Source organism: Maribacter zhoushanensis, assembly GCF_029350975.1.
In the GTDB taxonomy this organism is placed as follows: Bacteria; Bacteroidota; Bacteroidia; order Flavobacteriales; family Flavobacteriaceae; genus Maribacter; species Maribacter zhoushanensis.
Genome location: NZ_JARKMR010000004.1, coordinates 278,739 through 290,812, shown reverse-complemented (window position 1 = coordinate 290,812; position 12,074 = coordinate 278,739). Strand labels below are relative to the sequence as shown.

Annotated in this window: 12 protein-coding genes; 9 read left to right on the top strand and 3 right to left on the bottom strand. The window is 35.9% G+C overall.

Going from position 1 to position 12,074, the window contains the following annotated elements:
- Positions 1-54 precede the first annotated feature (54 nt).
- From PXD56_RS14695 to PXD56_RS14655, 9 genes are all read left to right on the top strand, one after another.
- Positions 55-294 (top strand): MoaD/ThiS family protein, encoded by a 240-nt coding sequence (locus PXD56_RS14695; RefSeq protein ID WP_276494097.1) that lies wholly within the window; start codon positions 55-57, stop codon positions 292-294.
- Entirely contained in the window at positions 294-710 is a 417-nt protein-coding gene (locus PXD56_RS14690) for a molybdenum cofactor biosynthesis protein MoaE (RefSeq protein WP_276494096.1), read from the top strand. The genes PXD56_RS14695 and PXD56_RS14690 overlap by 1 nt, the downstream gene beginning before the upstream one ends.
- Before the next feature lie 199 nt (positions 711-909).
- Positions 910-1,893, top strand: a complete 984-nt coding sequence (gene moaA, locus PXD56_RS14685; protein ID WP_276494095.1) for a GTP 3',8-cyclase MoaA — start codon at positions 910-912, stop codon at positions 1,891-1,893.
- Positions 1,893-2,366, top strand: coding sequence for a cyclic pyranopterin monophosphate synthase MoaC (gene moaC, locus PXD56_RS14680; RefSeq protein WP_276494094.1), 474 nt, complete (start codon positions 1,893-1,895; stop codon positions 2,364-2,366). Before moaA ends, moaC begins: the two co-directional genes overlap by 1 nt.
- Entirely contained in the window at positions 2,350-2,943 is a 594-nt protein-coding gene (locus tag PXD56_RS14675; RefSeq protein ID WP_276494093.1) for an NTP transferase domain-containing protein, read from the top strand. The genes moaC and PXD56_RS14675 overlap by 17 nt, the downstream gene beginning before the upstream one ends.
- Positions 2,940-4,013 carry a HesA/MoeB/ThiF family protein gene (locus PXD56_RS14670; RefSeq protein WP_276494092.1) on the top strand — a complete coding sequence of 358 codons (1,074 nt, stop codon included), beginning with the start codon at positions 2,940-2,942 and terminating at the stop codon, positions 4,011-4,013. The genes PXD56_RS14675 and PXD56_RS14670 overlap by 4 nt, the downstream gene beginning before the upstream one ends.
- On the top strand, positions 3,997-4,773 hold the full coding sequence (locus PXD56_RS14665; protein ID WP_276494091.1) for a sulfite exporter TauE/SafE family protein: 777 nt from the start codon (positions 3,997-3,999) through the stop codon (positions 4,771-4,773). The genes PXD56_RS14670 and PXD56_RS14665 overlap by 17 nt, the downstream gene beginning before the upstream one ends.
- Positions 4,774-4,838: 65 nt before the next feature.
- Positions 4,839-6,029 (top strand): molybdopterin molybdotransferase MoeA, encoded by a 1,191-nt coding sequence (locus PXD56_RS14660; RefSeq protein ID WP_276494090.1) that lies wholly within the window; start codon positions 4,839-4,841, stop codon positions 6,027-6,029.
- Between the two features lie 21 nt (positions 6,030-6,050).
- Complete coding sequence (locus PXD56_RS14655; protein ID WP_276494089.1) at positions 6,051-6,458, top strand: hypothetical protein; 408 nt, start codon at positions 6,051-6,053, stop codon at positions 6,456-6,458.
- Positions 6,459-6,534: 76 nt separating this feature from the next.
- Here PXD56_RS14655 and PXD56_RS14650 read toward each other — a convergent pair whose 3' ends face one another.
- The 3 genes from PXD56_RS14650 to PXD56_RS14640 all read right to left on the bottom strand — a co-directional run bounded on the left by PXD56_RS14650 (position 6,535) and on the right by PXD56_RS14640 (position 12,063).
- Positions 6,535-7,827: an amidohydrolase family protein gene (locus tag PXD56_RS14650; RefSeq protein ID WP_276494088.1), complete on the bottom strand. Its 1,293-nt coding sequence runs from the start codon at positions 7,825-7,827 to the stop codon at positions 6,535-6,537.
- A 39-nt stretch (positions 7,828-7,866) separates the two neighbouring features.
- The gene (locus tag PXD56_RS14645; RefSeq protein ID WP_276494087.1) at positions 7,867-10,821 is read right to left on the bottom strand and encodes an amidohydrolase family protein; all 2,955 of its coding nucleotides are present in this window, start codon (positions 10,819-10,821) and stop codon (positions 7,867-7,869) included.
- Between the two features lie 174 nt (positions 10,822-10,995).
- Positions 10,996-12,063: a DUF3810 domain-containing protein gene (locus tag PXD56_RS14640; RefSeq protein ID WP_276494086.1), complete on the bottom strand. Its 1,068-nt coding sequence runs from the start codon at positions 12,061-12,063 to the stop codon at positions 10,996-10,998.
- Between the last annotated feature and the right edge of the window lie 11 nt (positions 12,064-12,074).

The window sequence follows — 12,074 nt, the reverse complement described above, 5'->3', positions numbered from 1 at the left end:
TATGGCACCTTATTTTTTATACCTAACTTGGAATTTATCTAAATTTAAAAGGGCATGAATGTACTTTTTTTTGGCATAACGAAAGATATTGTGGGCAGCTCTGAAATCAGTTTTTCTGATGAATTTAAGCCTGTTAATGTTGCCGAATTAAAAAAGCAACTTATAGAATCGTATCCTGTGTTTTCAAAATTAAATTCATTGGCAGTAGCTGTAAATAGTGAATATGCGGATGATAGTGTACCATTAATTGGCAACGAGGAAATTGCCATTATACCACCAGTAAGCGGAGGCTAATGAAAAAAGTAATTGAAATAGTAGATGTAATCGATACTGCTGAGGTGTATACAGAACTTAGTAATGCCAAAAGCGGAGGGATTTGTGTTTTTGTAGGTGCCGTACGTGAGTTTACCAATAATGAAGAAGTAGTAGCTTTAGAGTTTGAAACGTATAAGACAATGGCGTTGAAAGAGATGGAGAAAATTGCCGATAGCGCATTAGAGAAGTGGTCATTGAATAAAGTAGTAATGAGGCATGCCGTGGGTGAAAAAGGAGTTGAAGAACCAGTTGTGGTTGTAGGCGCATCATCTGCACATAGAGATGCTTGCTTTGAAGCCTGTAGATATCTAATCGATACCCTAAAAGAAACTGTTCCTATCTGGAAAAAAGAGAAATTTAAGAACAAAACGGTGTGGGTTTCAGCTCATCCGTAAGAAAATAGAGAAGAGAAGTTAGAAGAGAGAGAATAGAATATAGAAAAGAGATAATAGAGAAAAGGAAATAGCAAACAGAGAAGAGAAATTAGAAGAGAGAATTTGAACTTGACATTTATTCTTGAATTTGTATTTGTTTTTTGAGTTTGAACTTGATTTTTGAATTTGTATTTACCTCTTGAATTTGTATTTATAAAGTATGTTAGTAGACAACCATAATAGAACAATTAATTACTTAAGATTAGCGGTGACAGACCGTTGTAATCTTCGTTGTAATTATTGTATGCCAGAGGAGGGAATCAATTTTGCCAAAAATGACAAATTGTTTACCATAGATGAACTGGTTAAATTGAGTGAAATTGTGGTTTCTCAAGGTATAGACAAAATACGAATTACCGGCGGTGAACCTTTTGTTCGTAAAGATTTAATGGTGTTGTTGAGAAGCTTGTCTAATCTAGAAGGATTAAATGATATTTCGGTTACCACAAATGCAACATTAATTGGTCCGTATATAGATGAGCTGAAAGAACTTGGCATTAAGAATATTAATGTGAGTATGGACGCCATTAACCGTGAGACTTTTGAGCGTATAACACGTCGTGATCACTATGATGTGGTTTATAATAACATGATCCGCTTAATTACCGAAGGTTTTAATGTACGTATTAATTTTATTGCTTTAGATGGTCAAAATACAGATGATATTCTACCTATGTTAGAGCTTACAAAACACTATAATGTTTCGGTTCGTTATTTGGAAGAAATGCCTTTTAATGGTGGTTCAAAAGAATTTCAGACTATAAAATGGGATTTTAAGACCATACTTGAACATATTAGAAGTAAGCATCCAGATTATTATAAACTAGACTCTCCAAAAACATCTACATCTATAAATTATAAGATGCCAGGGTTTAAAGGAACTTTTGGGGTCATTCCTTCTTTTAGTAGAACATTTTGTGGTAGTTGTAACCGTTTAAGAATTTCGGCTACGGGAGACGTTATTACTTGTTTATATGCCAAAGCAAGTGCCAATCTTAGGGATATTATGAGAGCTGATGCTATGGAAGATAATATCAAAAAAGAAATTTTAAAGGCTGTGGGCAGTCGTGCTAAAACAGGTTTTGAGGCACAAGAAAAGTATAAAGACGTATTTAGTAATTCAATGACTTCAATAGGAGGGTAATGCAAAATAAATTATCACATATAGATGAATCTGGGAATGCTACCATGGTAGATGTTTCTCAAAAAACAGCTTCAGTACGTACCGCAATTGCTAGTGGAATTATAAAATTTCCAGCGGAAGTTTTTAAATCATTATCTGATCAGGATTTTGTCGGTAAGAAAGGTAGTATTGTACAAACAGCTGTTATTGCAGGGATACAAGGTGTAAAAAAAACATCGGAATTAATACCGTTGTGCCATCAAATAAATTTGTCTAAAATTAATGTTGAAATTGAACCGGCATTAGATTCATTTCAGATTACATGTACGGTAAAATGCAATGAAAAGACTGGTGTTGAGATGGAAGCTTTAACTGGGGTTTCTATAGCTGCCTTAACCATTTATGATATGTGCAAGGCGCTTTCGCAAGACATCGTAATCGGTACAGTTCAACTAGAACAAAAAACAGGAGGAAAAAATGATTTCCAAAGATAAGATATACGGATTGGTGCTTTCAGGTGGTAAGAGCACTAGAATGGGAGAAGATAAGGGTTTAATTACTTATCACAACCTGCCGCAACGTGAGCATTTATACCATTTGTTGAATGAGGTTTGCGATAAAACCTTTCTTAGTATCCGTAAAGACCAAGAAAGCGAAATTTCTAATTCGTTCCATGCCATAATAGATAATGATGAATTCAGAGGTCCTTACAACGGATTGCTGTCTGCTCATAAAGCGCATCCAGATGCTGCGTGGTTGGTATTGGCGTGCGATTTGCCATTGATGGATAAAAAGGCTTTAGAGGAGCTAATTGAAGCAAGAAATTCAGATAAAATTGCTAGTGCTTTTGCAGATTCGGATGACCCTTTACCAGAGCCACTTTGTGCTATTTGGGAACCAGAAGCATTAAAGCAATCTGTAGTATATTTACAGGCGGGCAATGGTTCTTGTCCAAGAAAATTTCTGATTAATTCAGATGTAAATTTGGTGTTTCCACAACAAAAAGAAGTGTTGTTAAATGCTAACTCTAGAGCAGAGTATGAAGAAGCGCTACTTAAAATAGCACCATGAACGAGGAACGTTACCTAAGACAAACAACTTTAGCAGGTTTTGGAACTCAAGGTCAACAAAAGCTTGGTAACGCCAAAGTATTGGTGGTTGGGGCAGGCGGACTAGGAATTCCTGTATTAACTTATTTAAATGCTATGGGCGTTGGAACCTTAGGTATTGTTGATGCAGATGTAGTGTCGTTATCCAATCTTCATCGTCAAGTTTTATTTACCGAGACTATGGTGGGTATGCCTAAAGTTGAGGCGGTAAAAAAACAATTGTCAGTTCAGAATTCTACTACTAATATACAGACTTACAAGTCTTTTTTGTCAACCGCTAACGCTCTTGATATTATTAAAGATTATGATGTCGTTGTAGATGCTACAGATAATTTTCCAACTAGATATTTAATTAATGATGCCTGTGTTATTGCAAACAAACCTTTTGTTTATGGTGCATTACATAGTTTTGAAGGTCAGGTAAGTGTATTTAACTATAAAGGCGGACCAACATATCGTTGTTTGTTCCCTACCATGCCGGCGGCAGATGCCGTGCCTAATTGTAATGAGAATGGCGTATTGGGTATTTTGCCTGGTATTATTGGTAATCTACAGGCTTTAGAAGTGGTTAAGGTTATTGCGGAAATTGGAGAAGTGCTATCAGGTGTTTTATTACTTTTTGATACATTGAGCCAACGTACACAGCGAATGAAGTTTAAATTACAATCTGGTAACAACGAAATAAAAACGCTAGCTGCTAGCTATGAGTTTGATTGTGAACTTCCACTAAAATCAGTAGAGGCTGGTGAGCTACAACAATTGCTTACAGATTCCTCTTTTGAACTGATAGATGTACGTACAGATAAAGAATTTCAAAGGCAACATCTAAAAGTAGCCAAACACATTCCTTTGGGTGAATTAACAGATAGGGTCGCTGAGGTTGATTTAGAAACTACCGTTTATGTTATTTGCCAGTCTGGTATTCGAAGTAAAAAGGCAATAACAAAATTGCAAGAATTATATCCGGGTAAGGATTTTGTTAATGTTGCGGGAGGTATGAATCAGATGAAAAATTATGTTGATACCTATTGAGCAACTAATTATCTTATGCATTGGTTTTTTTATCATTGCTACACTTTATTCTTCTGTAGGTTTTGGTGGTGGTTCTAGCTATCTCGCGCTATTAACGTTATTTCTAACTAGTTTTTTTGATATTAGATTTATTGCGTTAGTATGTAATTTAGTGGTAGTTTCTGGCAGCACGTATCTGTATTTTAAAAATGGTCATGCAAAATGGAAAGATTTTCTACCTTTTGTTTTGGCAAGCATTCCGCTAGCGTATTTAGGTGCCACATTTCGTTTAAAAGAGAGTGTCTTTTTTATGATTTTAGGATGTTCTCTTATTTTATCGGCATTGTTTTTGGCTGTTCAGACTTTTAATATCAATACATCTAAAAAAGAGGTAAAGGATTATCCAAAGTACTTAAGCTATGTTTTAGGTGCTGGTATTGGATTTTTATCTGGATTGGTGGGTATTGGTGGAGGCATTTTTTTAGCGCCAATTCTTAACCATTTACGTTGGAACAAGGCTATAAAAATAGCAGCACTTGCCAGTTTCTTTATTTTGGTAAATTCGATATCGGGGTTATTTGGTTTGATAACTAGCGGTTCACTATCATTACCCTGGACAGAAACTATTTGCTTAATTGTAGCTGTCCTTCTTGGCGGGCAGTTAGGTATTCGCATTAGTCTTAAAAAACTATCGGCTAACGGTATTAAAAGGGTTACGGCTTTGTTGGTGTTTGTTGTAGGTATAAGGGTCTTGTTGGTTAATGGACTGGAGTTATTTTAAAAGGTTAAAATAATTGGCTGTAATTCTTTAAGGGTATAATTTATAATAGTTTTACCTTTAAATCTATGATTACATTTAACGAAGCATATCAAAAAGTGTTGGACCATCCCCTAGATTTAGGAATGGAGAAGGTTTCACTTTTAAATAGTTTAAATAGAATATTGGCTGAAGATATTTATGCCGATAGAGATTTTCCTCCTTTTGATCGTGCAACCAAAGATGGTATTGCAATTCAGTTCTCTGATGTTGTAAATAGCGGACATTCTTTAGGAATTGAAGGCTTAGCTGCTGCAGGTGAAGTCCAAAAAAAGTTACAAGATATAGGTAACTGTTTAGAAGTGATGACTGGTGCTGTAGTCCCAGCAAATTGTGATACCGTAATTATGTATGAGCATATCACAATAGAAGATGGTGAGGTTACAATCAATGAAAAAGTAACTAAAGGTCAAAATATACATTATCAAGCCAGTGACGAAAAAGCCGGTGCACTACTATTATCTAAAGGGAAAAAGATTAGTCCCGCAGAAATTGGTGTGATGGCTACCGTTGGGAAAGCAACGGTGATGGTTAAGGGAAGCCCTAAAGTTTGCACTATTGCCACAGGGAATGAGTTGGTTGCCGTTAATGAAACTCCCAAACCACATCAAATTCGAAAATCGAATATGTTGACTATTGAGTCTGCATTATTGAATTCTAAGATTGATGCGGATTCACTTCATTTATTAGATGATAAAGCTATTATTAAAAATGAATTAGAAAAAGCGTTAACTGAAAACGATGTACTTCTTTTAAGTGGCGGAGTCTCCAAAGGAAAGTTTGATTTTATACCAGAGGTAATGGAGTCATTGGGTGTAGAGAAAGTTTTTCATAGAGTATTACAAAGACCAGGTAAACCATTTTGGTTTGGCGTTCACCCAGAATTGAAGACTGTTATTTTCTCCTTTCCTGGCAATCCGGTTTCTACTTTTGCCAATTATCATCTCTACTTTTTGCCATGGTTGCATACCTCATGGGGCATTTCAATAGATAAATCGTATATTAAGTTAAGTACAACGATAACCGTATCACAGCCGTTAACCAGATTTATACAGGTAAGTGCAGAAGAAGGAGAAGGTGAATTTTGGGCAACTCCTGTTGTTGAAAATGGATCAGGAGATTTAACAAGTTTGGCAAAAGCCGACGGGTTTATTTGTCTAGCACCAAGAAGTATGGACTATGAGGTAGGGGAGGTTGTTCCTTTTGTAAGAACCAGGTAGTAATCAATTAAATTTTTCTATATGAATCCAGTAGTAAAGAATATTTTGGCTGTAGTAGCCGGGGTAGTGGTTGGTAGTATTGTAAATATGGGAATTATTATGATTAGTGGTTCCATAATTCCGCCACCAGGGGGTGGTGATATTACCACAATGGAAGGTTTGAAGGCGACAATGCATTTATTTGAGCCCAAGCACTTTATTTTTCCTTTTCTTGCCCATGCTTTAGGGACTTTGGTAGGAGCCATAATTGCCACTAAAATTGCAGCAACAAGAAAAATGCTAATGGCTTTAATCATTGGCTTGTTTTTTCTAATAGGTGGTACCGCAAATATTGCCATGTTGGGCGGGCCAATGTGGTTTACCGCTTTAGATATTATAGTGGCTTACATGCCAATGGCATATATAGGGTATATACTTGGCAAGAAATAATTACTTCATGTTTTTAAATAAAAAAGAGGCTGTCTAAAATTTTAGACAGCCTCTTTACATAAATATCTTTATTATTTTATTTTCCTTCGTACTTGCCCATATAGCGTTTCCAAAGTTCAGTTTGGTGTGTTTCTAATGAAACTGTTCTACCATTGATAAAAACATGTGTTAATTGATTACCCGCCATTTCTAAAGCATCACCTTCAGATATAAAAAGTGTGGCACTTTTACCATTCTCCAATGTTCCGTAAAGATCATCTATGCCTAAAATCTTGGCAGTATTACCTGTCAATAATTGAACAGCTACTTCCTTGTCCAAACCTTGTTGTGCGGCTTGACCTGCATAGAAAGGTAAGTTTCTAGTTTGAAAGTTAACCGCGTCTGAGTTTTGAATTCCAACTAATAAACCTGCATCTACTAATAACTTAGGTAGTTTGTAAGGTAAGTCATAATCGTCATCATCAAATACGGGAAGGTTGTGCGTATACTGAACTAAAACAGGAATGTTGTTGCTCTTTAAAAATTCTGGAATTTTATAAGCGTGATAACCACCTATTAAAACAACTTCCTTGGCTCCATTTGATTTTAAAGTGTTGATCGCATCGATAATTTGTTTTTCATCATCGGCATACACATATAATTTTTGACTTCCATCAAAGATTCCTTGCATTGCTGCGTATGCAGGGTTAACTTCTTCAGGGGTTGATTTACCATAAGCGGCTGAATTTTTTAAGAATGTAGCAACCGTTTCTATTTGTTCAGCATAATCTTTGTTAGGTTGATACCCTGGGTCTTCACCGGCCCACCAACGACCTTGCTTAAAAGTTGCAGGCCAGTTTAAATGAACTCCGTCATCTACTTTAATAGCTGCATCTTCCCAGTTCCAAGCATCAAACTGTACAATACTTGATGTGCCTGAAATTCTACCTCCTGAAGGAGCAATTTGCCCAATCAAAACACCATTAGGTCGCATGCTTTCTACTACTTTAGATTCTGCGTTGTAAGCAATTAAACTTCTTACATGTGGTATAAAATCTCCTATTTCATCTTCATCTTTAGATGCTCTAACGGCATCAATCTCCACTAAACCTAGTGTTTTTGCGGGAGCAATGAATCCCGGGTAAACATGTTTGCCAGTGGCGTCGATTACTTTACCTTTTCTGGCAATTCTCATTTTAGAATCCCCTACAAAAGTAATCTTACCATCTTCGAACATGATAAGCGAACTTTCAATTACTTCTCCGTTACCCAAATGCGCGGTGGCACCTTCAATGGTAATGGCTTCGGTTTGTTTAGAACCTGGTGTTTGTTGAGCTATAGCTGGTATTCCCAGTGCTAAAGCCATGATTAAGGTTATAAGTTTCTTCATTTGTATTGTTTTAAATATTTTGAAATGTAGCTTGTTAAATTAAAGACTTTCGCAAGTAAAATCTCTTTTTACACTTTGTCTTGGACCTTGAGTTTTCTTACCACTACTTTTCTCTTTAAGCATCATTGTCACCAATTCATTTCTTTCTTTTTTAATTTTTTCACGGTTTTTCTTATCCGTTTCTAAATCAAAATAGGTTATACCTTCAATCATTGTTTTCTCCGCTTTCGAATAAATAGATAACGGACTACCTGACCATAAAACTAAATCAGCATCTTTACCTACTTTAATACTACCAACACGGTTATCTAAGTGTAGTAGTTTTGCAGGATTAATAGTGACCATTTTCCAAGCTTCTAGTTCCGTCATACCGCCATACTTAATAGTTTTAGCAGCTTCTTGGTTTAACCTTCTAATCATTTCACGGTCATCACTATTAATTGCCGTTACAACACCTTGCTTTTGCATAATTGCTGCATTGTATGGTATAGCATCGTTTACTTCAAATTTGTATGCCCACCAATCGCTAAATGTACCTGCGCCAACACCGTGTTCAGCCATTTTATCGGCAACTTTATAACCTTCTAAAATGTGAGTGAATGTGTTTATTCTAAATCCGAAATGTTCGGCTACCTTCATCATCATATTAATTTCGCTCTGTACATAAGAGTGACAAGAGATGAAACGCTCTCCGTTAATGATCTCAGCCAATACTTCCATTTCTTCATCGTAGCGGTACGGTTCACCATTTTTCTTTTTGGTGTCATATTCCTTAGCTCTTTGAAAGTAGTTCATGTATAGTTGCTCAACACCCATACGAGTTTGTGGGAAACGAGAAAAACTGCCCCAGTTACTTTGTTTTACATTTTCACCAAGAGCGAATTTGATGAACTTAGGCGAGTTATCATAAATTAATCCGTCTGCTTCTTCTCCCCATTTTAATTTTAAAATAGCCGATCTACCACCAATAGGGTTTGCAGAACCATGCAGTAATTGAAGTGAAGTAACACCACCTGCAAGAGAGCGATAAATACCCATATGTTCTGGATCTACAACATCTTCCATTTTTACTTCTGCAGAACTATTTTGACCAGCTTCATTTACTGCTAAAGCAGCAATATGGCTATGTTCGTCAATAATACCTGCCGTTAAATGTTTGCCTGTGGCATCAATAACTGTTGCACCACCAGCGCTAAGGTCTTTTCCTATTTTAACGATTTTTCCGTTTTTAACCAATACATCGGTATTTTCTAAAATTCCGGCATCTTCACTTGTCCAAACCGTAGCATTTTTAAATAGTGTGTTTTGTGCTTTTGGTTTAGATGCAAATCCGTAACCAACATTGGGGAAAGTTACAGGCATTACTTTTATAGAAGTATCATTTGCTTTTTTCTGAGCTTCCTTTTCAGTAAATGATTTTGATTTGGTTGCCGTAAATTGAGATTCTGTGCCATCGGGTAAAACCAAACGACCTGTTAGGTTGTCTGATGTTTTGGTTACAGCACCTATCATTCTATACGTTTTTTCCCCTTTATCAGTTGCAAAAGATAGGGTTACCCAATTGTCTTTATATGCTATTTTGGAGGATAATTTTGTAGTGTCTTGTTTTACCTCAATTTTAGGTTTTGAGATTTCTCCCGTTATAGAAACATCATAAGGTTTTCCTTGAACGGTTAAGTTGTAATCTCCTCGAATGTCTTTTGAATCCATCGAATTAACAACACTTTTTGTTCCTTGAACCCAGTTTTCATACAATGTGGTAGACTTATCAAAAACATCACCGGAAGTGATTAAGAAGTTGGCAAGAGCACCTGTTTTCAAAGAGCCTATTTCATTTGATTTTCCTAATATTTGTGCAGGTACAGTAGTTAAAGCCTCTAATGCTTTGGTGGAAGAAAGTCCGTATTCAATGGCTTTCATCAATTTTGCCTTGAATTTAGCTGGAGATTTTAAATCGTGGGTAGTTAGTGAAAACTGAATTCCGTTTTCTGCCAATACTTTTGGGTTAGAAGGAGCTTGATTCCAATAACGCATATCCTGTAAAGAAACATAACCTACAGCATACGGATTAGAAACATCGTAGGCATCTGGAAAGTTTAGCGGTAAAATGAATTTTGCATTAGTACCTTTTATTTCTTCAATACGTTCAAATTCATTACCACCACCTAAAATGGTGTATTGTATGCCGTTGGCATCTCCAATCTTATCGGCACGTAAATCTTGAGATTTATCTTTGGCTTCAAAAATCTGAACCAAACTTTTGTTTTCGTTAAGCGCTTCTAAAGAAAGGTCTGTAGTGGTAGCATTGCCTTTAGCGTACCAATCTGCATCGCTGTACATTTGTCTTAGTAAAGCCAATGTACCCATTAAAGAACCTGGGTAAGATTGCCCTTTTGCAATACTTCTGGTTAAAGAAAAATATTGAGCGGAACGGTCATCTAAAATTCTATTGGCATTTGTGCCCTCACCATTTAGAGCAATAAGCACACCGGTACCTCTGGCAATACCGTCCTGTATATGAGAATTAACAACACCGAAACCTGCTTCTCGCAATACTTTTGCTTCTTTGTCATTATAAGTGAACTTTTCAATTGCCTTATTTTCTGGCATAATATGATCGTTCCAGTAGTAACCTTCTCTAGATGGTTCGTATTGAGTTGAACGACCTCTGCCTGGTTTTTTCTTTGCTTGTTCTACCCCAAATTTAGAATACACATCAATGAAAGAAGGGTATATAGTTTTACCGTCTAAATCGATTACAACAGCATTTTTTGGAATATTAACAGAACTGGAAGCACTGACTACTTTACCATGCTGAATTAATAATGTTCCTTTTTCTATTACTTGGGTAGGAGTTACAAAGATTTTTGCGTTTGTAAAAGCAGTATAATTATTGTTGTTAACTTTTACTCCTGCATTTTCTGGAAAATAATCTTGTGCAGTCAAAAATGAGCCATACCCGAGTAGGCATAGCGCAAAAAATAGTTTTTTCATTACGTTTAGTTTGAATTAGTATCTTAAAAGTACTGGGATTGAGTAGTAAATACGGTCTGTTTCACTTTTCTTTAACACTAGAAATTGTATTAATGTAGAAAAGCTATTTTTCTGTCAAATTATTACAAGAAGGGCGGTTTTTGAGTGGTTTGATCACCAAGTCTCAAACTTATTTTATAGCTGGTGGTCTTTGTGATAAGCAACTAAAAATAATACAACTGCGCTATAGCTTCTAATACCTTCTTTTTGGTTGTTGGCTTTTAGAAAAGTATCGAATATTGATTTGAAAACCGGTTCTATAGGGTTTTCGTAAGAATTCCAAAAAATGGACATTTCTTGAAAGTTGCTTTTTACACCAGAATTCAATTGTAACATTAACGTATCAAAATCATCAGGATTGGTTCTTCTAATATCATTCAGGCAATAGCCTAACCCATAGGCATATGCTGCATATTTAAAATACGGGTCTTTATTGTTTGAAGTAACTAGATAGCCAATAAAATTTGTTTCGTTTTCCGCAGAGTAACCAATTTGATGACCTACCTCATGACCGGCAACAAATGGAAATCTGAAGTTTGGTAGTAAGTCGTTTACCTGAGCCTCATTTGTAAACGGATTTAAATATCCGGCGTATCCCATATATGTTAGCCCTGTGCTGAATAAAGATTTTTTTATGCTTGGTATTTCATAGGCTAAAAATGGATGAATCTTTTTTAAATCATCATAACCTTCAACTGTTTTATGAAAAATTTCTTTTTGTGAGTATGGTATTTTTACCGCTAAACTAGAATCTTGGGTTATGGCGATTTGTGTTTGGTTAGTTTTCATAATTAACCTTTCCGTAAATTCAAGTAAATCTTGGTATTCTCTGTTTGGTACCAATTCTAGTTTCTTGGCCAATGGTTCTCTATAATAGTTCATGCCCCACATGACATGGAAGGTGAAATAGGCAACGGAGAGTACCATGGCTACATTTTGTAAAAATTTCAGTTTATTTCGCCAAATGTATTTTCTGTTCTTAAATAGGTAGGTGATGGCAAGTAGTATTAAAATAAAATAGATGATATCGCCAACTGAAAAAGGAATCCAACCAAAAAGAAACCTAAAGAATTTGGAAATTACAGGATATAATCCCGTACTGTAATATTGCTCCACTAAATCACTACGTGTGGCAAGCCATTTTACAATTATAATTTGTGGGACCAAAGAAATAGCAAGCGCATTTTTAAAAGATATCTTCATTATCTCAAAAA

Coding starts and splice junctions, on each gene's coding strand:
- PXD56_RS14695 (WP_276494097.1), top strand. CDS start 55: ATGAATGTACTTTTTTTTGGCATAACGAAAGATATTGTGGGCAGCTCT.
- PXD56_RS14690 (WP_276494096.1), top strand. CDS start 294: ATGAAAAAAGTAATTGAAATAGTAGATGTAATCGATACTGCTGAGGTG.
- moaA (WP_276494095.1), top strand. CDS start 910: ATGTTAGTAGACAACCATAATAGAACAATTAATTACTTAAGATTAGCG.
- moaC (WP_276494094.1), top strand. CDS start 1,893: ATGCAAAATAAATTATCACATATAGATGAATCTGGGAATGCTACCATG.
- PXD56_RS14675 (WP_276494093.1), top strand. CDS start 2,350: ATGATTTCCAAAGATAAGATATACGGATTGGTGCTTTCAGGTGGTAAG.
- PXD56_RS14670 (WP_276494092.1), top strand. CDS start 2,940: ATGAACGAGGAACGTTACCTAAGACAAACAACTTTAGCAGGTTTTGGA.
- PXD56_RS14665 (WP_276494091.1), top strand. CDS start 3,997: ATGTTGATACCTATTGAGCAACTAATTATCTTATGCATTGGTTTTTTT.
- PXD56_RS14660 (WP_276494090.1), top strand. CDS start 4,839: ATGATTACATTTAACGAAGCATATCAAAAAGTGTTGGACCATCCCCTA.
- PXD56_RS14655 (WP_276494089.1), top strand. CDS start 6,051: ATGAATCCAGTAGTAAAGAATATTTTGGCTGTAGTAGCCGGGGTAGTG.
- PXD56_RS14650 (WP_276494088.1), bottom strand. CDS start 7,827: ATGAAGAAACTTATAACCTTAATCATGGCTTTAGCACTGGGAATACCA.
- PXD56_RS14645 (WP_276494087.1), bottom strand. CDS start 10,821: ATGAAAAAACTATTTTTTGCGCTATGCCTACTCGGGTATGGCTCATTT.
- PXD56_RS14640 (WP_276494086.1), bottom strand. CDS start 12,063: ATGAAGATATCTTTTAAAAATGCGCTTGCTATTTCTTTGGTCCCACAA.